The organism is Oryzisolibacter sp. LB2S (assembly GCF_040732315.1).
GTDB lineage: Bacteria > Pseudomonadota > Gammaproteobacteria > Burkholderiales > Burkholderiaceae_C > Alicycliphilus > Alicycliphilus soli.
The window spans coordinates 685,427-706,856 of record NZ_CP160388.1 but is presented as its reverse complement, the minus strand read 5'-3'; the positions used below and the strand labels follow the sequence as shown (position 1 = coordinate 706,856).

18 protein-coding genes are annotated in these 21,430 nt (G+C 66.7%); 14 read left to right on the top strand and 4 right to left on the bottom strand.

The features are described 5' to 3' along the window. Window positions 1-10: 10 nt before the first annotated feature. The 5 genes from ABUE11_RS03310 to groL all read left to right on the top strand — a co-directional run bounded on the left by ABUE11_RS03310 (window position 11) and on the right by groL (window position 4,978). Window positions 11-760: a sterol desaturase family protein gene (locus ABUE11_RS03310; protein ID WP_367067664.1), complete on the top strand. Its 750-nt coding sequence runs from the start codon at window positions 11-13 to the stop codon at window positions 758-760. After that, complete coding sequence (locus ABUE11_RS03305; protein ID WP_367067663.1) at window positions 757-1,767, top strand: polyhydroxybutyrate depolymerase; 1,011 nt, start codon at window positions 757-759, stop codon at window positions 1,765-1,767. Before ABUE11_RS03310 ends, ABUE11_RS03305 begins: the two co-directional genes overlap by 4 nt. A 10-nt stretch (window positions 1,768-1,777) precedes the next feature. Continuing rightward, window positions 1,778-2,650, top strand: coding sequence for an alpha/beta fold hydrolase (locus tag ABUE11_RS03300; RefSeq protein ID WP_367067662.1), 873 nt, complete (start codon window positions 1,778-1,780; stop codon window positions 2,648-2,650). A 307-nt stretch (window positions 2,651-2,957) separates the two neighbouring features. Then, window positions 2,958-3,248 (top strand): co-chaperone GroES, encoded by a 291-nt coding sequence (gene groES, locus ABUE11_RS03295; RefSeq protein ID WP_367067661.1) that lies wholly within the window; start codon window positions 2,958-2,960, stop codon window positions 3,246-3,248. 83 nt (window positions 3,249-3,331) lie between these two features. Continuing rightward, complete coding sequence (gene groL, locus ABUE11_RS03290) at window positions 3,332-4,978, top strand: chaperonin GroEL (protein WP_367067660.1); 1,647 nt, start codon at window positions 3,332-3,334, stop codon at window positions 4,976-4,978. 339 nt (window positions 4,979-5,317) lie between these two features. Here groL and pgi read toward each other — a convergent pair whose 3' ends face one another. Continuing rightward, on the bottom strand, window positions 5,318-6,916 hold the full coding sequence (pgi, locus tag ABUE11_RS03285; protein ID WP_367067659.1) for a glucose-6-phosphate isomerase: 1,599 nt from the start codon (window positions 6,914-6,916) through the stop codon (window positions 5,318-5,320). Beyond that, window positions 6,913-7,863: a transaldolase gene (gene tal / locus ABUE11_RS03280; protein WP_367067658.1), complete on the bottom strand. Its 951-nt coding sequence runs from the start codon at window positions 7,861-7,863 to the stop codon at window positions 6,913-6,915. The genes pgi and tal overlap by 4 nt, the downstream gene beginning before the upstream one ends. Window positions 7,864-7,993: 130 nt before the next feature. Between tal and ABUE11_RS03275 the strand changes: the two genes are divergently transcribed. Then, window positions 7,994-8,839 (top strand): SIS domain-containing protein, encoded by an 846-nt coding sequence (locus ABUE11_RS03275; protein WP_367067657.1) that lies wholly within the window; start codon window positions 7,994-7,996, stop codon window positions 8,837-8,839. 314 nt (window positions 8,840-9,153) lie between these two features. Here the strand turns inward: ABUE11_RS03275 and ABUE11_RS03270 are convergent, their stop codons facing one another. After that, window positions 9,154-9,648 (bottom strand): YbhB/YbcL family Raf kinase inhibitor-like protein, encoded by a 495-nt coding sequence (locus ABUE11_RS03270; RefSeq protein WP_367067656.1) that lies wholly within the window; start codon window positions 9,646-9,648, stop codon window positions 9,154-9,156. Between the two features lie 211 nt (window positions 9,649-9,859). Beyond that, a complete protein-coding gene (ffh, locus tag ABUE11_RS03265; RefSeq protein ID WP_367067655.1) occupies window positions 9,860-11,239 on the bottom strand; it encodes a signal recognition particle protein in 1,380 nt (459 codons plus the stop codon). A 96-nt stretch (window positions 11,240-11,335) separates the two neighbouring features. Here ffh and ccsA point away from each other — a divergent pair, with 96 nt between their 5' ends. The 8 genes from ccsA to ABUE11_RS03225 all read left to right on the top strand — a co-directional run bounded on the left by ccsA (window position 11,336) and on the right by ABUE11_RS03225 (window position 21,347). Beyond that, a complete protein-coding gene (ccsA, locus tag ABUE11_RS03260; protein ID WP_367067654.1) occupies window positions 11,336-12,133 on the top strand; it encodes a cytochrome c biogenesis protein CcsA in 798 nt (265 codons plus the stop codon). A gap of 7 nt (window positions 12,134-12,140) precedes the next feature. Further along, window positions 12,141-12,368, top strand: coding sequence for a PP0621 family protein (locus ABUE11_RS03255; RefSeq protein ID WP_367067653.1), 228 nt, complete (start codon window positions 12,141-12,143; stop codon window positions 12,366-12,368). Between the two features lie 7 nt (window positions 12,369-12,375). Continuing rightward, window positions 12,376-14,079, top strand: coding sequence for a HAMP domain-containing sensor histidine kinase (locus tag ABUE11_RS03250; RefSeq protein WP_367067652.1), 1,704 nt, complete (start codon window positions 12,376-12,378; stop codon window positions 14,077-14,079). 20 nt (window positions 14,080-14,099) lie between these two features. Beyond that, window positions 14,100-15,566 (top strand): sigma-54 dependent transcriptional regulator, encoded by a 1,467-nt coding sequence (locus ABUE11_RS03245; RefSeq protein ID WP_367067651.1) that lies wholly within the window; start codon window positions 14,100-14,102, stop codon window positions 15,564-15,566. Continuing rightward, window positions 15,550-16,173 (top strand): 1,6-anhydro-N-acetylmuramyl-L-alanine amidase AmpD, encoded by a 624-nt coding sequence (gene ampD, locus ABUE11_RS03240; RefSeq protein ID WP_367067650.1) that lies wholly within the window; start codon window positions 15,550-15,552, stop codon window positions 16,171-16,173. The genes ABUE11_RS03245 and ampD overlap by 17 nt, the downstream gene beginning before the upstream one ends. Before the next feature lie 244 nt (window positions 16,174-16,417). After that, window positions 16,418-19,294 (top strand): ribonucleoside-diphosphate reductase subunit alpha, encoded by a 2,877-nt coding sequence (locus tag ABUE11_RS03235; RefSeq protein WP_367067649.1) that lies wholly within the window; start codon window positions 16,418-16,420, stop codon window positions 19,292-19,294. 137 nt (window positions 19,295-19,431) lie between these two features. Further along, on the top strand, window positions 19,432-20,574 hold the full coding sequence (locus ABUE11_RS03230; RefSeq protein WP_367067648.1) for a ribonucleotide-diphosphate reductase subunit beta: 1,143 nt from the start codon (window positions 19,432-19,434) through the stop codon (window positions 20,572-20,574). A gap of 179 nt (window positions 20,575-20,753) precedes the next feature. After that, on the top strand, window positions 20,754-21,347 hold the full coding sequence (locus ABUE11_RS03225; protein ID WP_367067647.1) for a histone: 594 nt from the start codon (window positions 20,754-20,756) through the stop codon (window positions 21,345-21,347). The last annotated feature ends 83 nt before the right edge of the window (window positions 21,348-21,430 follow it).

The following is a 21,430-nucleotide window of genomic DNA, read 5'->3' as shown; positions in this document are numbered from 1 at the left end:
GAGAGCCGTCATGACCTGGATCGAAACCGCCACCATTGGCATCCTTCCCCTGTTCCTGTTACTCGACTGGCTGCGGGCGCCCGCTGCTGACGCGGGCGCAAGGCAGTGGCGCAGACGAGCAGGGGTCATCACAGCGTTCAACTTCGTTTTGTCGCTGCTGATCGGCAAGACCTATGCCGCCATCGTGGGCGACGCTCATCTGCTCGACGGTGCCTCACTCGGCACCGCACTCGGTGCCATCACCGGCGTCGTGGTCTACGAGTTCTTCCACTACTGGTACCACCGCAGCGCACACCGATGGACATGGCTGTGGCTGTCGGGCCACCAGATGCACCACAGCGCCGAGCGGCTGGACGCCTGGGGTGCCTACTTCCTGCATCCGCTGGACGGTTTCGTCTTCCTCACGCTGTCCAGCCTGGTGCTCTACCCGTTGCTCGGTCTCAGCCCCGAGGCGGGGGCCTGGGCCACCGCCGTGCTGACATTTCTCGCCGTGTTCCAGCACGCAGGGGTCCGCACGCCCGGTTGGCTGGGCGCGCTGATCCAGCGACCCGAGAGTCACGCCATCCACCACCAGCAAGGCGTGCACGCATACAACTACGCCGACCTGCCCCTGTGGGACATGGTCTTCGGAACGTATCGCAACCCGCAGACAGCGCTGCCTCGCGCACCCGTCGGCTTCTACGACGGTGCCTCGTCTCGCATCGTCGACATGCTGCGCTTTCGCGACGTGAGCAAGCCGGCCGGATGTGCCCGGAAATGAAGCCTGTGCTCTTGTCGGTCGGCACGCTTTTGGCCGTGACCCTGATGGCTGCTGCCATCGCCTGGTGGTGGCTGTTGCGTCCGCAGACCCTGTCCTGGCCAGAACACCACGGCTCGTTGCGTGAGCGGACGACCCAGCACGGCGACCGCCTGCGCACCTGGCAGCTCTATCTGCCTGGGAACGGGCGGGCCGCCAACGGGCTCATGGTCGTGCTGCATGGTTCGCGCCAGTACGGCAAGACGTTTCGGCGCTGGACCGCCCATGGCCTGGACGCACTGGCTGATTACCATGGTTTTGCCGTGGCCTACCTCGACGGTGTTGAGGGTCACTGGAACGACTGCCGAAAGCAGGGCAACTTTGCGGCAAAGACGCTGCGCATCGACGATGTCGGCTTCTTGCGGCGTGTCATCGACACCGTCACACGCGAGCTCGGCATTGCCCCTCGAAGAACGGCGTTGCTCGGCTACTCCAATGGCGGCCACATGGCGCTGCGCTTCGCGCTGGAAGGCGCGGACGATCTGGCCGCGGTCGTGATGATCGGCGCCAGCGTGCCGGCCGACGACAACTTCATCTGCGCAGCCGGCAAGGTCGCGGCGCCCATCATGATGGTGTCCGGGACGCAGGATCCGATCAACCCGTACGAAGGCGGGCGCGTCGTGCTGCTCGGTAGCGACCGCGGATCGGTGCGATCTGCAATGGATTCGGCCCGCTGGCTGGCCGGCCCCGAGGCACAGGAAGTCGCCATGCCCGGCGGCGCATGGCCCGCCTCCCCGACGTCGTCCTTGGTTGTCGAAGACCGGCTCTGGCGCCGCACATCCGGGCCACCGGTGCGACTCGTGACCGTGCACGGCGGCGGCCACACCGTCCCTCAGCCGCATGTTCGATTTCCTCGGCTGCTTGGCGACACGGCCATGCACTTCGATGCGCTGGCTCAGGCGGTGACCTTCGCCGGATTCGCCAGTGGAGTTCATCAGCCGTCCGTGCCAGCCGTCGCGTCCCACCCTTGAGAGGTATCCCATGTCCACCATCAGCGAATCCCGCCTGATCCTCCACCAGTTCGCCGCTGCAACCCACGGTGAGGTGGCCACAGCCCTTCCCAGAATACTTTTCGTTCCCGCCATGGGGGTGCCCGCGCGCTTCTACGAGCCGTTTCTCTCGAGGCTGCTTGCCCGCGGTGTCGCAGCGTCCGCCTGCACGCTGGAGCTCCCCGGGCAGGGAGCTCATCCCTCGAGGGCGCGCCGAGGCGACGACTACGGCTACCGCGAGGTCGTCGAGGAACTGATCCCAGGCGCGGTCCAGCATCTGGAGGATGCAATGCCGACGCACCCCATCGTGCTGATCGGCCACAGCTTGGGCGCGCAACTGGCCGTGCTCGCGAGCGCCGAACTCGCAAGCCGCGTCGAACGTTTCGTGCTCATCGCGGCCGGTACGGCCCACTGGCGTCGCTGGCCGCAAGCCCATCGCCTGCGCGCGGCGGCCACGGTACATGCCATCGCCACCGCCGCTGCCGTTCTGCCCTGGTACCCCGGTGTCCGGTTCGGCTTCGGCGGAGACCAATCACGCCGCTTCATGCGCGACTGGTCCTTCAATGCACGCAGCGGCCGCTACCGGCTTTCGGGTAGCACCACATCGCCACAGGAACTCGAGCAACGCCTCGCACGCGTCATGACTCGTGTGCACCTGCTGGGAATCGACGGCGACCGGGTTGCCCCGACAGGAGCCAGCGACGAGCTGCTTGCATTCCTGCCCCAGGCGCGGCTCACTCGTCAGACGGTGACGGGCGTGGCCACCGATGGCCCTTGGCGGCGCCATTTCTCCTGGGCACGCCACGCCAGCGATCTCGACCATGCGGTCGCCTCGCAATTGGCAGAGGTGCATTGCACACGATGACCGCCATGTCCATGCCGACCATGGCGGCAAGGCGGGCACAGGGCGTCGCTGCCACCAACACGCTCTTGGCTCGACCCGGCCGGGAACCGGCATCCCCAGTGGAATGGCGGCAGCACGAAAGCAGAGTGGCGATCGGCAATGGCCAAAGCCCCAAAGTTTCCGGGCCCGCCCTCTTGAAGTCGGGCAAAACAGCCTTATTATTAGCACTCGTAAGAGTTGAGTGCTAACAGCACCACCCTTTCTCTCAGGCAGCCCTTTGGGGCTGCCGCCGTTATCACCCTTTGTTTGTGCATCGCAAGGAGATCCTATGAACCTGCGCCCTCTCGCCGATCGCGTGATCGTCAAGCGCCTGGAGAACGAAACCAAGACCGCCTCGGGCATCGTGATTCCCGACAACGCCGCCGAGAAGCCCGATCAGGGTGAGGTCGTGGCCGTGGGCCCCGGCAAGCTCGACGACGACGGCGACCGCATCGCCATGAGCGTGAAGGTGGGCGACCGCGTGCTGTTCGGCAAGTACAGCGGCCAGACCGTGAAGATGAACGGCGAAGAGCTGCTCGTGATGAAGGAAGACGACCTGTTTGCGGTCGTCGAGCAGTAATCGACTCATGATTTCATAGCTGCCGGCGCTTTCTGGGTAAGCGTTAGCAGCCTGTTTTGCATCAAATTCTGTAGGAGCCACACATGGCAGCAAAAGACGTAGTTTTCGGCGGTGAAGCCCGCGCCCGCATGGTCGAAGGCGTGAACATCCTGGCCAACGCGGTCAAGGTGACCCTGGGCCCCAAGGGCCGCAACGTGGTGCTCGAGCGCTCGTTCGGCGCCCCCACCGTGACCAAGGACGGTGTGTCCGTGGCCAAGGAAATCGAGCTCAAGGACAAGATCCAGAACATGGGCGCCCAGCTCGTGAAGGAAGTGGCCTCCAAGACCAGCGACAACGCCGGTGACGGCACGACCACCGCCACGGTGCTGGCCCAGGCCATCGTGCGCGAAGGCAGCAAGTACGTGGCCGCCGGCCTGAACCCCATGGACCTCAAGCGCGGCATCGACAAGGCCGTCGCCGCCCTGGTGGAAGAGCTGAAGAAGGCCTCCAAGGCCACGACGACCAGCAAGGAAATCGCCCAGGTGGGTTCGATCTCCGCCAACTCCGACAGCTCCATCGGCGAGATCATCGCCAACGCCATGGACAAGGTCGGCAAGGAAGGCGTGATCACCGTGGAAGACGGCAAGAGCCTGAACAACGAACTCGATGTCGTGGAAGGCATGCAGTTCGACCGCGGCTACCTGTCGCCCTACTTCATCAACAACCCCGAAAAGCAGGTCGCCCTGCTGGACAACCCCTTCGTGCTGCTGTTCGACAAGAAGATCAGCAACATCCGTGACCTGCTGCCCACGCTGGAAGCCGTGGCCAAGGCCGGCCGTCCGCTGCTCATCATCGCCGAGGACGTCGAGGGCGAGGCCCTGGCGACCCTGGTGGTCAACACCATCCGCGGCATCCTGAAGGTCGTGGCCGTCAAGGCTCCTGGCTTCGGCGACCGCCGCAAGGCCATGCTGGAAGACATCGCCATCCTGACGGGCGGCAAGGTCATCGCCGAGGAAGTGGGCCTGTCGCTCGAGAAGGTGACGCTGGCCGATCTGGGCCAGGCCAAGACCATCGAAGTGGGCAAGGAAAACACCACCATCATCGACGGCGCCGGCAATGCCGACGACATCCAGGCCCGCGTCAAGCAGATCCGCATCCAGATCGAGGAAGCCACCAGCGACTACGACCGCGAGAAGCTGCAGGAGCGCGTGGCCAAGCTGGCCGGCGGCGTGGCCGTGATCAAGGTGGGCGCTGCCACCGAGGTCGAGATGAAGGAAAAGAAGGCCCGCGTGGAAGACGCCCTGCACGCCACGCGCGCTGCCGTGGAAGAAGGCATCGTGGCCGGTGGTGGCGTGGCCCTGCTGCGCGCACGCCAGGCCGCAGGCGACATCAAGGGTGACAACGCCGATCAGGACGCCGGCATCAAGCTGATCATGAAGGCCATCGAGGCCCCGCTGCGCGAGATCGTGAACAACGCCGGCGGCGAAGCCAGCGTGGTCGTCAACCAGGTGCTGGGTGGCAAGGGCAACTACGGCTTCAACGCCGCCAACGACACCTACGGCGACATGCTGGAAATGGGCATTCTGGACCCGACCAAGGTGACGCGCACGGCCCTGCAGAACGCCGCTTCCGTGGCCTCGCTGCTGCTGACGACCGAGGCCATGGTGGCCGAGGCTCCGAAGGACGAAGCCCCCGCCGCTGGCATGCCCGACATGGGCGGCATGGGTGGCATGGGCGGCATGGGCATGTAATCGGCCCGGCCGCTGGCGCCTCGCACCGGGGCGCCGGACAGCCAAGCAAAGGCCCGCAGGTTCTGCCTGCGGGCCTTTTTCGTGCGCGGCCCGTCAGTCCCGCGCCCACCTCCCGTCATTCCCGCGCACGTGGGAATCCACCGGTCTGCGGGGGGAGCTGGATCCCCGCCTTCGCGGGGATGACGGGGAGATGGATGGCGCCGAGTGCAAGACAAGCACCTGCAGGCGCTGCGGGCGGGCCTTTGATGCGCCGTCATTCCCGCGCACGCGGGAATCCACCGGTGTGCGGGGAGACCTGATTCCCCGCCTTCGCGGGGATGACGGGGTACGGGACGGCGTTCAGGCCAGGCGCCGCAGCAACCCGGCGGTGGAGGCATCGAGCCCGGCAACGTCGCCCGTGGCCAGGCGCGGCTCGAGGTCACGGGCGATGGTCTTGCCCAGTTCCACGCCCCATTGGTCGAAGCTGTTGATGCACCAGAGCGCGCCGCTGGCGAACACGCGGTGCTCGTACAGCGCAATGAGCGCGCCGAGCGCGGTCGGATCCAGTCGTTCGAGCAGCAGAAAGCTGCTGGGCCGATTGCCCGCAAAGCGCCGGTGGCCGCAGGCCTCATTGGGGCGGCCCATCATCAGCGCGCGGGCCTGGGCCAGGGCGTTGGCCACCAGGCGCGGGTGGTGGTCGGCCAGGTAATGGCCGGCCTCGCGCAGCGCGATGAACTCCACGGGCACGATGTCCGGGCCCTGATGGATCATCTGGAAGAAGGCGTGCTGGCCGTTGGTGCCGGGTTCGCCCCAGATCACGGGCGCGGTGGCATAGGGCAGTGGCGCCCCCTGGGCATCCACGCCCTTGCCGTTGCTCTCCATCTCCAGCTGCTGCAGATAGGCCGGCAGGCGGCGCAGTCCATGGCTGTAGGGCGCCATGCTGCGGCTCGTGAAGCCGTGGAAGTTGCGGTACCAGAGGTCGAGCAGCGCGAGGCGCACGGGCAGGTTGGACTCGAGTGGCGCGCAGCGGAAATGCTCGTCCATGGCATGGGCACCGGCCAGCAGCGCACGAAAGCCCTGCGCACCGATGGCGATGGCGATCGGCAGGCCTATGGCGGACCAGAGCGAATAGCGCCCGCCCACCCAGTCCCAGAAGCCCAGCGTGGTGGTGATGCCGAACTGCTGCGCCGCCTCCAGGTTGGTGGTGAGGGCATAGAAATGCCGCTTCAACCCCTCCCGGCTGCCGCCCTGCGCCAGAAACCAGGCGCGCGCGGCCTGGGCGTTGGTCATGGTCTCCAGCGTGGTGAAGGTCTTGGAGGCGATGAGGAACAGCGTGCGCTCGGGACGCAGGTAGCGCAGCAGGCTGCCGAGTTCCATGCCGTCGACGTTGGAGACGAAGTGCAGGCGCTTGCCCGGGTGGCGCAGGTCCTCGAGCGCCTTGACCACCATGGCCGGCCCCAGGTCCGAGCCGCCTATGCCGATGTTCACGATGTCGGTGATGGCCTCGTCGGCGCGCACGCGCTCGGCCAAGGCAAGCATGGCGTCCAGCGTGGCGTGCACGTCGCGCAGGCCATTCACTACGATATCCGTAGCTGCCAGCGCCCGTCCTGATTGGTCTGGAGCCAGAAAATCCTTTGGACATCTCAGCAGCCAGTGCATCACGGCGCGCTGCTCGGTGTGGTTGATGGGTGCCCCCGCGAACATCGCGTCGCGGTAGGCCTCCAGGCCGCATTCGCGCGCCAGGTCGAGCAAGAGCGCCTCGGTGGGAGCGTCGATCAGGTTCTTGGACAGGTCGGCAAACACATGGGGCGCCTGCTGGCTGAAACGCTCAAAGCGCCCCGCGTCCTGCGCAAACGCCGCGCGCAGGTCGAAGCCCCGGCCGGCGGTCTCGAAATGCGCGCGCAGGCGTTGCCAGGCGGTCGTGCGGTCGCAGCGCGTGCGCGGGTCTGCAAAACTCATGCGGCGGCTTGCATCAGTTGTTCGAGCTTGGCCGCGTCTGCGGCAAAGGCGCGTATGCCCTCGGCCAGCTTCTCTGTGGCCATGGCGTCGGCGTTGAGCGCGTAGCGAAAGCCCGCCTCGTCGTACTGCACGGGTTCCAGGCTCACGCGGCGTGCGGCCTCGGGGTCGAGCACGCGCGCCACGGGCGCCTCGCTGGCCGAGAGCTGGGCGAGCAGCTCGGGCGCAATGGTGAGCAGGTCGCAGCCGGCCAGCGCGATGATCTGGCCAGTGTTGCGAAAGCTCGCGCCCATGACCTCGGTGGCGATGCCGAAATGCTTGTAGTGGTTGTAGATGGCGCGCACGGACTGCACACCTGGGTCGTTGGCGCCGGCCATGGCTGCCTCGTCCCAGCTGGCGCCAGCCTGCTTCTTGTACCAGTCGTAGATGCGGCCGACAAAGGGCGAGATCAGCTGCACCCGGGCCTGGCCGCAGGCCACGGCCTGGGCGAAGGAGAACAGCAGCGTGAGGTTGGTGTGGATGCCCTTGGCCTCGAGCCGGCGCGCGGCCTCTATCCCCTCCCAGGTGGCGGCGATCTTGATGAGCACGCGATCGATGTGCACGCCTTCGGCCTGGTAGAGCTCGACGATGCGCTCGGCGCGCGCAATCGTCGCTGCGGTGTCGAACGACAGGCGCGCGTCGACCTCGGTGGACACGCGCCCCGGGATGATGGACAGGATCTCGCAGCCAAAGCGCACGATGAGGCGGTCCATGAGCTCGTCGATGCCGCGGCCATGCCAGCGCGTCACGCAGTCCTTGAGCAGCGGTGCGTATTCGCTCTTCTGCACGGCCTTGAGGATCAGCGAGGGGTTGGTCGTCGCGTCCTGGGGTTGGAACTGCGCGAGTTGCCTGAAGTCCCCGGTGTCGGCCACCACGGTGGTGTATTGCTTGAGTGCGTCGAGTTGGTTCATGCGAGTCCTCGTTGTCGTGCCGGGGCGCGCGTGGCTCCCCGTGGGCAACCGCGTAGTGTAAGCGCCCGCCCTCGCATGAAACCGCGTTACATTCCTGCCCTTGCAGCCCCACGCGCCATCCCGCCCCGCCATGCTCGACCGCATCACCGCCTCCCTCCCCTCTCTGGCTCCGGCCGAGCAGCGCGTGGCGCGCCTGGTGCTCAAGGACGCGCGCGCCTTCGCGCGTCTGCCGGTGCGCGAGCTCGCCGAGCGCGCCCAGGTCAGCAAGCCCACGGTGGTGCGCTTTTGCCGCAGCATGGGCTATGACGGGCTGGCCGACTTCAAGCTCAAGCTGGCGGGCAGCGTGAGCGAGGGCGTGCCCTTCATCCACCGCAGCGTGGACGCCGACGACAAGACCGGCGACGTGCTGGTCAAGGTGGTGGACAACGCCGTGGCCGCATTCCTGCAGTACCGCAACGCCGCCAGCACCCAGCTGCTCGAGCGCGCCGCCGAGGCCATCGCCGCCACCTGGAAGACCGGGCGGCGCATAGAGTTCTACGGCGCGGGCAATTCCGGCATCGTGGCGCAGGACGCGCAGCACAAGTTCTTCCGGCTGGGCATCACCAGCCTGTCGACGAGCGACGGCCACATGCAGGTCATGAGCGCCACGCTGCTCGGCCCGGGCGACTGCGCGGTGATCATCAGCAACTCGGGCCGCACGCGCGACCTCATGGACGCGGCCGACATCGCGCGCAAGAACGGCGCCACCACTATCGCCATCACGGCCAGCGGCTCACCCCTGGCGCACAGCTGCCGCATCCACCTGGCCGCCGACCATCCCGAGGGCTATGACCGCTACAGCCCCATGGCCTCGCGCCTGCTGCACCTGCTCATCATCGATGTGCTTGCCACCTGCGTGGCGCTGCGCATCGGCGAGCCCCTGCAGCCCGTGCTGCAGCAGATGAAGAACAATCTGCGCGCCAAGCGCTATACGTAAAAAGGCTCGCGCAGCGATTTCCGTTGGTCGGCCGTCCACCGTCATCCCCGCGAAGACAGGGATCCACGGAGCCCCCACCTCCCGTCATTCCCGCGCACGCGGGAATCCACCGGTCTCCGGGGAAAACTGGATCCCCGCCTTCGCGGGGATGACGGGGATGACGGGGATGACGAGTGCGCGGGGTGTGGTGTGTGGCGCCTTCTCAGCTCGAACGCCGGCCCTGCCTTACGCTACACAAACAAGAGCTGCTCTCGCTTGTTGAGCAATGGGTTGCACCTTGTTTGATGGTCAAAAACAACCCGCAGGGCCGCCCATCATCGTCCGTAGGTCGCGGTAAAGCTCGCCTTGGCCAGGGTGTTGGCATTGACCATGAAGCCGGTCAGCGCGGCCGGGGCGTCGTCGGGCACGTCGATGCGCGCCACCGACAGCGCATGCACCGTGAAGATGTAGCGGTGCGGCTTGTCGCCGGGCGGCGGACACATGCCGCCCCAGGCGTAGCTGCCGTAGTCGTTGCGGATCTGACGCGCGCCCTGGGGCAGATTGGCGCCGCCCTGGGCGCCGGCATTGGCGGGCAGTTCCGTCACCGTGGGCGGCAGGTCGATCACGTACCAATGCCAGAAGCCCGAACCCGTGGGTGCGTCGGGGTCGTAGACATGCACGGCAAAGCTCTTGGTGCCCACGGGCGCGCCGCTCCAGCGCAGCACGGGCGATTGATTCCGGCCCGTGCAGCCAAAGCTGTCGAACTCAAAGCTCTGGTCTATGGTGCTGCCGGCGGCGATGTCGGGGCTGGTGAGGGTGAAGGCGGTCATGGGCAATGCTCTCCTTTGCTGTGGTGGTCAAGAGGTTGCCAGTATGCCGCCAGCGGCCGCGCCACGGCCCCGATGACGGGCGTCCCGCCCCCGTGAAGAAAGGGACTCGCCTCCGATCCGCTCAGGCGCATGGGGAGCACGTGCGCACGGCGCAGGAATCAAGCAAAAATCGGCTGCAGCCCCCGTCAGTCAAGCGCGAGCAGCTATTCTTTCAGAAGCGCGGCATACCGCCAAGTCCCGGCAGTCCGCCCTTCATGCCGCCCATCTTCTTCATGAGCTTCATGAGGCCGCCGCCCTTCATCTTCTTCATCATGCCCTGCATCTGCTCGAACTCATTGAGCAGGCGATTGACCTCCTGCACCTGCACGCCCGCGCCCAGGGCGATGCGCTTCTTGCGCGTGGCCTTGATGAGCTCGGGCTTGCGGCGCTCGGCCGGGGTCATGCTGCAGATGATGCCCTCCTTGCGACGGATGTCGCGCTCGGCCTTGTCCATGTCCACCTGACCGGCCTTGGCCGTGAGCTGGGTGGGAAGCTTGTCCATGAGGCTGGAGAGCCCGCCCATCTGCTTCATCTGCTGCAGCTGGGCGAGGAAGTCGTTCAGGTCAAAGCCGTCGCCGCTCTTGACCTTGGCGGCGAGCTTTTGCGCGGCCTCCATGTCCACGCCGGCCGTGACCTGCTCGACCAGCGCCACGATGTCGCCCATGCCCAGCACGCGCTGCGCGTGGCGCTGGGCGTCGAACACCTCCAGGCCGTCGATCTTCTCGGACACGCCGGCAAACTTGATGGGCGCGCCGGTGATGGAGCGCACCGACAGCGCGGCGCCGCCACGCGAGTCGCCGTCCAGTTTGGTGAGCACGATGCCGGTGAGCGGCAGCGCCTCCTTGAAGGCCTTTGCCGTGTTGACCGCATCCTGGCCCTGCATGGCATCGACGACGAACAGCGTCTCCACCGGGTTCAGCACCGCGTGCAGGTCCTTGATTTCCTGCATCAACAGCTCGTCGATGGCCAGGCGCCCGGCGGTGTCGACCAGCAGCACGTCGAAGTAATGCTTCCTGGCGTAGTCGAGGGCGGCCAGAGCGATGTCGCGCGGCTTCTGGTCGGGCGTGCTCGGGAACCACTCGGCGCCGGCCTGTTTGCTCACGGTCTTGAGCTGCTCTATGGCCGCGGGGCGGTACACGTCGCCCGAGACGGTAAGCACTTTTTTCTTGCGCTTGTCGATCAGGTGCTTGGCAAGTTTTGCCGTGGTCGTGGTCTTGCCCGCACCCTGCAGGCCGGCCATGAGGATGACGGCGGGCGGCTGCGCGGCCAGGTTGATGTCGGCCACGCCCTCGCCCATGGTGGCGGCGAGCTCCTGGTTGACTATGCCCACCAGCGCCTGGCCGGGCTTGAGGCTTCCCAGCACCTCCTGGCCCATGGCCTTTTCCTTGACGCGGGCGATGAAGTCGCGCACCACGGGCAGGGCCACGTCGGCCTCGAGCAGCGCCATGCGCACCTCGCGCAGCATGTCCTGCACGTTGGATTCGGTGATGCGGGCCTGGCCGCGCATCTCCTTGACGAGTCGGGATAGTTTTTCGGTGAGTGCGGAGGCCATGGTGCCAAGTGTTCCAGATGCGTCGGCCGCGAGACTGCAGCGCCCGCCGACGGCCCGACCCTGGGATGCAGGAGCGAGGGGCTAAACTTCGAGCCCATGATTTTACCCAGTGCATCCCCGTCGGCATGGCTGCTGGCCCTGGTGACCGCTGCCGCCTATGTGCTGGGGGCGGCCGTGGCCTCGCGCGGCCATGGAAGACGCAGCCACCTGGCCATGGCACCGGCCTGGGGGCTGCATGCCATCACCATCGTCTGGAGCCAGCTGGGCAACACGCCCCATTTCGGCTTTGCCGCCGCGCTGTCGATGACGGCCTGGCTGGTCCTGACCATTTACGCACTCGAGCGCGAGCTGTTCCCGCAGATGCGCGCGCGCTGGGCGCTGGGCGCGCTCGGCGGTGTCGCGGTGCTGCTGGCGGCAGTGTTTCCGGGCCGGCCCCTGCATGTCACGGCGTCACCCTGGATGCCGCTGCACCTGACGCTGGGCATTGCCTGCTACGGCCTGTTTGCCGCGGCCGTGGCCCATGCCTGGCTCATGAGCCGGGCGGAGCAGCAGATGCGCCAGGCCGTGCACCTGCACAGCAGCCTGCCGCTGCTGACGCTCGAACGCCTGACCTTCCGCTTCGTGCGCTGGGGCTTTGCCCTGCTGTCGGCCACCCTGGTCGTGGGCTGGCTGTTCAGCGAGCAGCTCTACGGCCGCGCCTGGCTGTGGGATCACAAGGCAGTGTTTTCGGTGCTGGCCTGGATCGCGTTCGCCGTGCTGCTGCTCGGGCGCGCCCGGTTTGGCTGGCGCGGCCGCAGCGCCGTGCGCATGGTCTATGCGGGCGCGATGCTGTTGCTGCTGGCCTATGTGGGCTCGCGCTTCGTGCTTGAGGTGGTGCTCAGGCGCCCGGGTTGAGCAGGCCATGAAGTACCTCATCGTGCTGGCGGTGATCGCCGTCGTCTATGCGCTGTGGCGCAGCCAGCGCAGCGGATCTGCGCGCCCGGGCGCGGCGGCACCGCGCCCGCGCGGCCCCGCGGTGCAGGACATGGTGCGCTGCGCTCATTGCGGCGTGCATGTACCCAAGGACGAGGCGCTGTGGAAGGACGGGCGCAGCTACTGCTGCCAGGCGCACCAGGACCGGGGGGGCTGACGAGCCCATGACAGCCAACACCCTCCCGTCCACCCACGCCAACCGTCAGCCCTTCCAGCGTCTGTGGCACACGTTTCTGACGGCGCGCGTGCTGGTGGCACAGGCCCTGGTGCTGCTGCAGCTGCTGGCCATGGCCCTGAACCAGTCGCGCGACCTGGTCATGCTCGGCGTCGCACTGGGCTATCTGCTGGCCACCGCGCTGGTGCGGATCTTCGATGCGCGCCTGCCGCCCGATCCGCGTCCGGGCATCCAGTGGCTGCCCACGATCGGGCTCGATATCGCCGCCATCGCCCTGCTGCAGACACTGGCCCAGACGGGCAGCATGAACTTCACGGCCCTGTTTGGCCTGCCCATCCTGATGGCCGGCGTGCTGGGCACGCTGACGCTGGCGCTGGGCACGACCGCGTGCGTGACACTGCTGCTGCTGGCCCTGGCCTGGTGGCTGGGCCAGCATGGAGGGGGGGATGCCGCGCAGCGCTACCTGCAGACCGGGCTCACGGGCACGGGCTATTTTCTCGTGGCCTACCTCGTGAACCAGCTGGCCACGAGGATCACGCGCGAGCAGCAGGTGGCCCGGCGCAGCCAGATGGATGCGCGCACGCAGATGGCCGTCAGCGCGCTGGTCATGCAGCATGTCGCCGACGGCGTGCTGGTGCTCGATGGCAAGGGACTGGTGCGCCTGGCAAACCCGGCCGCACTGCTGCTGCTGGGGCCCGATGCCAGGACAGCCATGCCGTTCATGCTGGCCCACACCGAGGCTTGGAAGCCGCTCATGCGGCTGGCGCAGGCCACGTTCGAGCAGGCCCAACCGCAGCATTGCGACGTGAACATCCTGCACGAGGGGCATCCGCCCATGGGGCTGCGCGTGCGCACGCGACTCACGCATGCGCCCGATGCGGCCCGCGGCGCAGACGTTGAGTCACTGTGCGTCATGTTCCTGCACGACCTGCGCGAGATGGAGGCGCGACTGCGCGCCGAGAAGCTCGCCTCCATGGGACGCATGTCGGCGGCGGTGGCGCATGAGATACGCAACCCCCTGACGGCCATTGTCCAGGCCAACGAGCTGCTGGCCGAAGATCTGCGCGACCCCGGCCACCAGCGCCTGAGCCACATGATCGCGCAGAACGCCGAGCGACTGGTGCGCATCACCGAGGATGTGCTCGACATCGCACGCGTACAGCACCAGATCGACCAAGGCCCCTCCGCCACGCTGACCCTTGACGCCTGCGTGACCCAGATCTGGCAGGACTGGCAGGCCCAGGACCCCGCGCGACGCCAGGGCCTGCTGCTGCTGGAGGCCGGCACGGCCCAGGTGGCGTTTGACGCAGAGCACCTGCGCCGCGTGCTGGTGAACCTGCTGGACAATGCGCTGCGCTACAAGGGGCCGCATGAGGACTCCCTGCTGCTGAGCACGCGTGCCACCGAGGGCGCCCCCGTGCACCTGCAGATCTGGAGCGATGGCGAACCGCTCGACAAGTCCGTGGAGCGCCATTTGTTCGAGCCCTTCTTCTCGTCGGAGAGCCGCTCCAGCGGCCTGGGCCTGTACATCTGCCGCCAGCTGTGTCAGCGCCATGGCGCGAGCATCGGCTACCAGCGCGCCACCCGCATGCTCGGCCGCGGCGCCGTGGCCGGCAACGCCTTCACGGTCAGCTTTCGCGGCACCACGCGCCCGGCCGAGACGAATTCACTGTTTGACACCCTCGTGGTCTGAGATTCCCGGATTCCGCATTCATGAACGCCACTGCAGCCAGCATCCTCGTCGTCGACGATGAGCCCGACCTGCGCATGCTCTACGAGCTGACCCTGCTGCGCGAAGGCTACCGCGTGGACACCGCAGGCAGCGTGGGCGAGGCGCGCACGCAGCTCCATGCGCAGTCCTTCGACGCCGTGATCACCGACATGCGCCTGCCCGACGGCCTGGGACTGGAGTTGCTGCATGAGCTGCGCGAGCAGCAACGCCCGGAGCGCTGCGTGGTCATGACGGCCTACGGATCCGCCGAGAACGCCGTGGAGGCGCTGCGCGCGGGCGCATTCGACTACCTGACCAAGCCCGTGGACCTGAAGCAGTTCCGCTCGGTCGTGGCATCGGCCATACAGGGCACGGGCGGCGTGCTGGCGGCCGCCAGGGCCACCCCCGGCGACAGCCCCGGGGCGGCCGCGGACAATCCCACGCTGGCACGCCTGATAGGCGATTCGGTCGCGATGCGCAACGTCAAGCAGCGCATCGCCAAGGTGGCACGCAGCATGGCGCCGGTGCTGGTCCATGGCGAATCGGGCACGGGCAAGGAGCTCGTCGCACGCGCCCTGCATGCGAGCAGCCAGCGCGCCGGCGGACCAATGATCGCGGTGAACTGCGGCGCCATCCCCGAGAGTCTGCTGGAGGCCGAATTCTTCGGCGCACGCAAGGGCTCCTACACGGGCGCCAGCAGCGATCGCGAGGGGTTTTTTCAGGCCGCGCGCGGCGGCACGCTGTTCCTCGACGAGATCGGTGACCTGCCGCTGGCCATGCAGTCCAAGCTGCTGCGCGCGATTCAGGAGCGCAGCATCCGCCCCCTGGGCGCGACGCAGGAGGAAGCGGTGGACGTGCGCATCGTCAGCGCCACGCACCGCGACCTGGCCGCCGATGTGCAGGCAGGGCGCTTCCGCCAGGATCTGTACTACCGACTGAACGTGATCGAACTGGTGATTCCACCGCTGCGCGAGCGCCGCGAGGATCTGCCCGCGTTGTGCGAGGCCCTGCTCGCACGCATCGCACAGGAGTCGGGCATCAAGGTACCGCGCCTGAGCGAGGCGGCGCTTGCGCGCATCGCCCAGCATCCGCTCACGGGCAATGTGCGCGAACTCGAGAACCTGCTGCACCGTGCCGTGGCCCTGAGCGACGGGCAGGAGCTGCATATCGATCTCCCCGCGCCCGCCACCATGGAACCCGGCACATCGCTACCCCAGGCGCAAGCCGCGGACGCGCCCACGCCCCCGACACCCATGACCGCCGGCGCCACAGCGCGCACCGATGGACTGCGCGCCTGGCTGGACGCGCAGGAGCGAAGCCTCCTGGAGCAGACCCTGCGCGAGACGGTCAATGACCAGACGGCCACGGCCACGCGCCTGGGGCTGAGCGTGCGCCAGCTGCGCTACCGCATGCAGCGCCTGCACATCCCTGTTCCGCGAGACGAAGCCCCCCATGGCGCCACGCAGTGAACCCGTGACGCAACCGACCGCACCATGGCAGGGCGGCTGGTACCGAGGCGCACACCGTCTCCCGTCCCCCAACCACGGCAGGCGACCGGAGGGCGCCGTCATCGACCTGATCGTCGTGCACTCGATCAGCCTGCCGCCGGGCGAATACGGCGGCCAGGCCGTGCAGCAGCTGTTCACGAACCGGCTGGACTGGGACGCGCATCCCTACTTCGCGTCCATCCGCGGACTGGAGGTGTCGGCCCATTTCTTCATCGCCAGGGACGGCCGGCTGTGGCAGTTCGTGGACGTTGACAGGCGCGCCTGGCATGCCGGGCGCTCGCACTATCGCGGACGCGACGCGTGCAACGACGACTCCATCGGCATCGAGCTCGAAGGCCTGGAAGGCCTGATCTTTGAGGCCGCACAGTACCGCTGTCTGCTGCGCCTGTGCCGGGCCCTCGCGCAACGCCACCCCATCCGTTACATCGCCGGCCACGAACATGTTGCGCCCCATCGCAAGCAAGACCCCGGCCCGGGCTTTGACTGGCCATGGCTGCGGCACGCGTTCGCCGGCTCGGGGATTGTGTTTCCACCTGTTGCCACGCCGCTGAACAGCCGCGCACGCTGAGCGCGAAGGGCGCCCACACATGCCCCGCCTGCTCCCTCGACGCCGGGGGCATGGGTAGTTTTTTCCTCATTGGACGCAGATTCGAAGAATCGGGCACCATACGGATATACACTACCAATAGTGTCTTGAATCGCAAAGATACCATAGATATAGTGTTACGCAGCACACTCACGCGTCACCACCCCGCCCACCGGCAGCTGCCTGCCCGGCGCGGCCAACCCCAGGACACAGCCCAGAGGAACCCATGCAAGTTGCGCCCGTTCACGCCCATACCCAGCCCACAACACCCTCGCAAACCACGGCCACGCCCGCTCCCGACATCGCTGGCGATACATTCAGTCACTACCAAATCATTCGGCGCAATGGTGCGGTCGTGCCGTTTGAGCCGCAGAAGATCGCCGTGGCCATGATGAAGGCCTTTCTCGCCGTGCATGGCACGCAGGGCGCGGCCTCGGCCAGCGTGCGCGAGGTCGTGGACGAGCTGACCCGCACGGTGGTTCGCGCGCTGATGCGCTCGCGCCCCAGCGGCGGCACCTTCCACATCGAGGACGTGCAGGATCAGGTGGAGCTGGGCCTGATGCGCGGCAGCCACCATGAGGTGGCGCGCGCCTATGTGCTGTACCGCGAGCGCCGCGCCCAGGAGCGCGCGCAGAAGAAGGAGCAGCTGCACCCGCAAATGCCCGCGCTGTACGTGCAGGACCGTGGCCAGCGCGTGGAGCTCGATGTGCTGCGCCTGCAGGCACTGATCGAGTCCGCCTGCGCCAATCTGGGCCAGGAGGTGCAGGCCGCCCCGATCACCGCCGAGACCATGCGCAACCTGTACGACGGCGTGCCCATGGACGAGGTGTACAAGGCATCGATCCTCGCGGCGCGCACGCTGATCGAGAAGGACCCCGGCTACAGCTACGCCACGGCGCGCCTGCTGCTGCACACCATCGTGCGCGAAGTGCTGGGCCAGGGCGTGCAGCCGGCCGACATGCAGGCGGCGTACCAGGGCTACTTCGCCGGCTTCATCCAGAAGGGCGTCGATCACGAGCTGCTCAACCCCGAGCTCCTGACGTTCGACCTGCCGCGCCTGGCCCAGGCGATCAAGGCCGAGCGCGACCAGCAGTTCGACTATCTGGGCCTGCAGACGCTGTACGACCGCTACTTCCTGCACGTGAGCAAGACGCGCATCGAACTGCCCCAGGCCTTCTTCATGCGCGTGGCCATGGGCCTGGCGCTGCAGGAGGACGACCGCAACGCGCGCGCCATCGAGTTCTACGAGCTGCTGTCCTCGTTCGACTTCATGAGCAGCACGCCCACGCTGTTCAACAGCGGCACGCTGCGCTCGCAGCTGTCGTCCTGCTACCTGACCACGGTGCCCGACGAGCTCGGCGGCATCTACGAATCCATCAAGGAAAACGCCCTGCTGTCCAAGTTCGCCGGAGGCCTGGGCAACGACTGGACGCGCGTGCGCGCGCTGGGCGCGCGCATCAAGGGCACGAACGGCGAGTCGCAGGGCGTGGTGCCCTTCCTCAAGGTCGTCAACGACACGGCCGTGGCCGTGAACCAGGGCGGCAAGAGAAAGGGCGCGGTCTGCACCTATCTGGAGAGCTGGCATCTCGACATCGAGGAGTTCCTGGAACTGCGCAAGAACACCGGCGACGACCGCCGCCGCACGCACGACATGAACACGGCCAACTGGATTCCCGACCTGTTCATGAAGCGCGTCATCGACAAGGGCCAATGGACGCTGTTCTCGCCGTCGGACGTGCCCGACCTGCACGACCTCTACGGCCAGGCCTTCGAGCGCGCCTACACGGCCTATGAGGCCAAGGCCGACAGCGGCGAGCTCAGGCTGTTCAAGCGCGTGCCCGCCGTGGACCTGTGGCGCAAGATGCTGTCCATGCTGTTCGAGACCGGCCACCCCTGGATCACGTTCAAGGACCCGTGCAACATCCGCTCGCCCCAGCAGCATGTGGGCGTGGTGCATTCGAGCAACCTGTGCACCGAGATCACGCTCAACACCAGCGACACCGAGACCGCCGTGTGCAACCTGGGCTCGGTGAACCTTGCCCAGCACCTGAAGGATGGCAAGGTGGACCACGACAAGCTGCGCCGCACCGTGGCCACGGCCATGCGCATGCTGGACAACGTCATCGACATCAACTACTACGCCGTGGACAAGGCGCGCGACTCCAACCTGCGCCACCGCCCCGTAGGCCTGGGCCTGATGGGCTTTCAGGATGCGCTGTACGCGCTGCGCATTCCCTACGCGAGCGACGCCGCGGTGGAGTTTGCCGATGCATCGATGGAGGCCATCTGCTACTACGCCTACTGGGCCTCCACCGAGCTGGCGCGCGAGCGCGGTCAGTATTCGAGCTACCAGGGCTCGCTGTGGTCGCAGGGCATTCTGCCGCTCGACTCGCTGGAGCTGCTCGCGCGCGAGCGCGGCGGCCATGTGGAGGTCGATCGCAGCACGCGCCTGGACTGGGATGCGCTGCGCCAGAAGATCGCGCGGGACGGCATGCGCAACAGCAACTGCGTGGCCATTGCCCCCACGGCCACCATCTCCAACATCGTGGGCGTGGATGCGTCCATCGAGCCCTCGTTCGGCAACCTGGCCGTCAAGTCCAACCTGTCGGGCGAGTTCACCGTCATCAACCAGTACCTGGTGCGCGACCTCAAGGCCCTGGGCCTGTGGGATGAGGTCATGCTCATGGACTTGAAGCATTTCAAGGGGTCGCTGCACGCCATCGACCGTGTGCCCGAGCACATCAAGGCGCTGTATTCCACGGCCTTCGAGGTCGCGCCAGAGTGGCTCGTGGAGGCCGCGGCGCGCCGCCAGAAGTGGATCGACCAGGCGCAGAGCCTGAACATCTACATGGCCGGCGCCTCGGGCAAGAAACTCGACGAGACGTACAAGCTCGCCTGGCTGCGCGGCCTCAAGACCACCTACTACCTGCGCACGCAAAGCGCGACGCATGTGGAGATGAGCACGGTGAACACGCGCCAGCTCAATGCCGTGGCATCGGACGCGCAAGCCCCCTCTCCCGCCACTGGCGCCGCGGCCGCAATGCCCGCAACGGACGTGAAGTTCTGCGCCATCGACGACCCCGGCTGCGAAGCCTGCCAGTGAACGGCACCAGGCAGAGGCCGGGAGCACTTCCATGCACCCGGCCTTTGCGGTCGTGAAGCAACAAATCACGGCGTGGCAACGCTTCGGTGCTTTTCATTTTGAAGCACTGCTTCCATAATTCACCAACGGGAAAATCTATGCTTACCTGGGACGACGAAGTCAAGCCCTCTGCGCAAATACTCTTGGATGGCGGCCTCGCGCAGGGCGGCCAGGCCGACACGCCCATCTCTCCCGCAAAGCCCGCCAACGCAGCCCCACAGCACCGGCGTGTGTCGGCCGTCGACAAGCGCATCATCAACGGCCAGACCGATGTGAATCAGCTGGTGCCGTTCAAGTACAAGTGGGCCTGGGAAAAGTACTTGGCCACCTGCGCCAACCACTGGATGCCGCAGGAGATCAACATGACGCGCGACATCGCGCTGTGGAAGGATCCGAACGGCCTGACCGAGGATGAGCGCCGCATCGTCAAGCGCAACCTGGGCTTCTTCGTGACGGCCGACTCGCTCGCCGCCAACAACATCGTCCTCGGCACCTACCGCCATATCACGGCGCCCGAATGCCGCCAGTTCCTGCTGCGCCAGGCCTTCGAGGAAGCCATCCACACCCACGCCTACCAGTACATCGTGGAATCGCTGGGCCTGGACGAGGGCGAGATCTTCAATGCCTACAACGAGATCGCATCCATACGCGACAAGGACGAATTCCTGATCCCCTTCATCGAGGCGATCATGGACCCGGCCTTCCAGACGGGCACACCCGAGAACGACCAGACGCTGCTCAAGAGCCTGATCGTCTTTGCATGCCTGATGGAAGGTCTGTTCTTCTACGTGGGCTTCACGCAGATCCTGGCGCTGGGCCGGCAGAACAAGATGACGGGCGCGGCCGAGCAGTACCAGTACATCCTGCGCGACGAGTCCATGCACTGCAACTTCGGCATCGACCTGATCAACCAGCTCAAGCTCGAAAACCCGCAGTTGTGGACACCCGAGTTCAAGGCCGAGATCACCGCGCTGTTCCACAAGGCCGTGGACCTCGAATACCGCTACGCCGAGGACACCATGCCGCGCGGCGTGCTGGGCATGAACGCCTCGATGTTCAAGGGCTACCTGCGCTACATCGCCAACCGCCGCGCCACGCAGATCGGGCTCGATGCGCTGTTCCCCAATGAAGAAAATCCCTTCCCCTGGATGAGCGAGATGATCGACCTGAAGAAGGAGCGCAACTTCTTCGAAACGCGCGTCATCGAGTACCAGACCGGCGGGGCGCTGTCCTGGGATTGAATCCCGCAACACCAGGTCATGAGTCTTCAACCACGCTCCTCGCACCCGGCGTCCCTAGGCGCCGCGGGGCGGTGGCGTTCCCGCATTCGTGGTGACGCGCATTGTGTCGTTGCCATGGATCGCTCCATGCCCAATGCAGGCGTGGAGTGCTCTTTGCAAATCGACCCAAGGAGAAAATGATGGCAACTGCGAAGAAACCCGCAGCCAAAAAGGCTGCACCCCCCAAAAAGGCCGCCGCGACCAAGAAGGCTGCAGCACCCGCGAAGAAGGCCGTAGCCGCAAAGAAGGCAGCGCCTGCCAAGAAGGCCGCCGCGGTCAAGAAGGCTGCTGCACCCGCCAAGAAGGCCGCAGTGGCCAAGAAGGCAGCAGCACCCGCCAAGAAGGCAGCGGCCGTGAAGAAAGCGGCAGCACCCGCCAAGAAGGCCGTGACGGCCAAGAAGGCGGCAGCACCCGCCAAGAAGGCAACGGCTGTGAAGAAGGCGGCAGCACCCGCCAAGAAGGCCGCAGCAGCAAAGAAGGCAGCAGCACCGTCCAAGAAGGCGGTAGCGGCAAAGAAGGTGGCAGCACCCGCCAAGAAGGCGGCAGCAGCAAAGAAGGCCGCTCCGGCCAAGAAGGCCGCGGCCCCAGCCAAAAAGGCTGCAGCAGCAAAGAAGGCACCTGCAGCCAAGAAGAAGGCCGTAGCCAAGGCTCCCGTGGCTGCGGCTGCGCCTGCAGCGCAGACCACGCTCAACCCCCAGGCCGCATGGCCCTTCCCCACGGGCGGCAAGCCCTGAGGGTACTGGACGCTCATCGCCTGAACCCGGCGCCTGCGCCGGGTTTTCTTATGGAGCCTGCGGCGGCATCTGTCGATTGCGGG

What these genes read in the sequence shown, in the direction of transcription:
- ABUE11_RS03275 (WP_367067657.1), top strand. Translation starts at nt 7,994, where the DNA reads ATGCTCGACCGCATCACCGCCTCCCTCCCCTCTCTGGCTCCGGCCGAG.
- ABUE11_RS03310 (WP_367067664.1), top strand. Translation starts at nt 11, where the DNA reads ATGACCTGGATCGAAACCGCCACCATTGGCATCCTTCCCCTGTTCCTG.
- pgi (WP_367067659.1), bottom strand. Translation starts at nt 6,916, where the DNA reads ATGAGTTTTGCAGACCCGCGCACGCGCTGCGACCGCACGACCGCCTGG.
- ABUE11_RS03255 (WP_367067653.1), top strand. Translation starts at nt 12,141, where the DNA reads ATGAAGTACCTCATCGTGCTGGCGGTGATCGCCGTCGTCTATGCGCTG.
- ABUE11_RS03305 (WP_367067663.1), top strand. Translation starts at nt 757, where the DNA reads ATGAAGCCTGTGCTCTTGTCGGTCGGCACGCTTTTGGCCGTGACCCTG.
- ABUE11_RS03225 (WP_367067647.1), top strand. Translation starts at nt 20,754, where the DNA reads ATGGCAACTGCGAAGAAACCCGCAGCCAAAAAGGCTGCACCCCCCAAA.
- ABUE11_RS03250 (WP_367067652.1), top strand. Translation starts at nt 12,376, where the DNA reads ATGACAGCCAACACCCTCCCGTCCACCCACGCCAACCGTCAGCCCTTC.
- ABUE11_RS03245 (WP_367067651.1), top strand. Translation starts at nt 14,100, where the DNA reads ATGAACGCCACTGCAGCCAGCATCCTCGTCGTCGACGATGAGCCCGAC.
- ampD (WP_367067650.1), top strand. Translation starts at nt 15,550, where the DNA reads ATGGCGCCACGCAGTGAACCCGTGACGCAACCGACCGCACCATGGCAG.
- groES (WP_367067661.1), top strand. Translation starts at nt 2,958, where the DNA reads ATGAACCTGCGCCCTCTCGCCGATCGCGTGATCGTCAAGCGCCTGGAG.
- ffh (WP_367067655.1), bottom strand. Translation starts at nt 11,239, where the DNA reads ATGGCCTCCGCACTCACCGAAAAACTATCCCGACTCGTCAAGGAGATG.
- groL (WP_367067660.1), top strand. Translation starts at nt 3,332, where the DNA reads ATGGCAGCAAAAGACGTAGTTTTCGGCGGTGAAGCCCGCGCCCGCATG.
- tal (WP_367067658.1), bottom strand. Translation starts at nt 7,863, where the DNA reads ATGAACCAACTCGACGCACTCAAGCAATACACCACCGTGGTGGCCGAC.
- ABUE11_RS03235 (WP_367067649.1), top strand. Translation starts at nt 16,418, where the DNA reads ATGCAAGTTGCGCCCGTTCACGCCCATACCCAGCCCACAACACCCTCG.
- ABUE11_RS03270 (WP_367067656.1), bottom strand. Translation starts at nt 9,648, where the DNA reads ATGACCGCCTTCACCCTCACCAGCCCCGACATCGCCGCCGGCAGCACC.
- ABUE11_RS03300 (WP_367067662.1), top strand. Translation starts at nt 1,778, where the DNA reads ATGTCCACCATCAGCGAATCCCGCCTGATCCTCCACCAGTTCGCCGCT.
- ccsA (WP_367067654.1), top strand. Translation starts at nt 11,336, where the DNA reads ATGATTTTACCCAGTGCATCCCCGTCGGCATGGCTGCTGGCCCTGGTG.
- ABUE11_RS03230 (WP_367067648.1), top strand. Translation starts at nt 19,432, where the DNA reads ATGCTTACCTGGGACGACGAAGTCAAGCCCTCTGCGCAAATACTCTTG.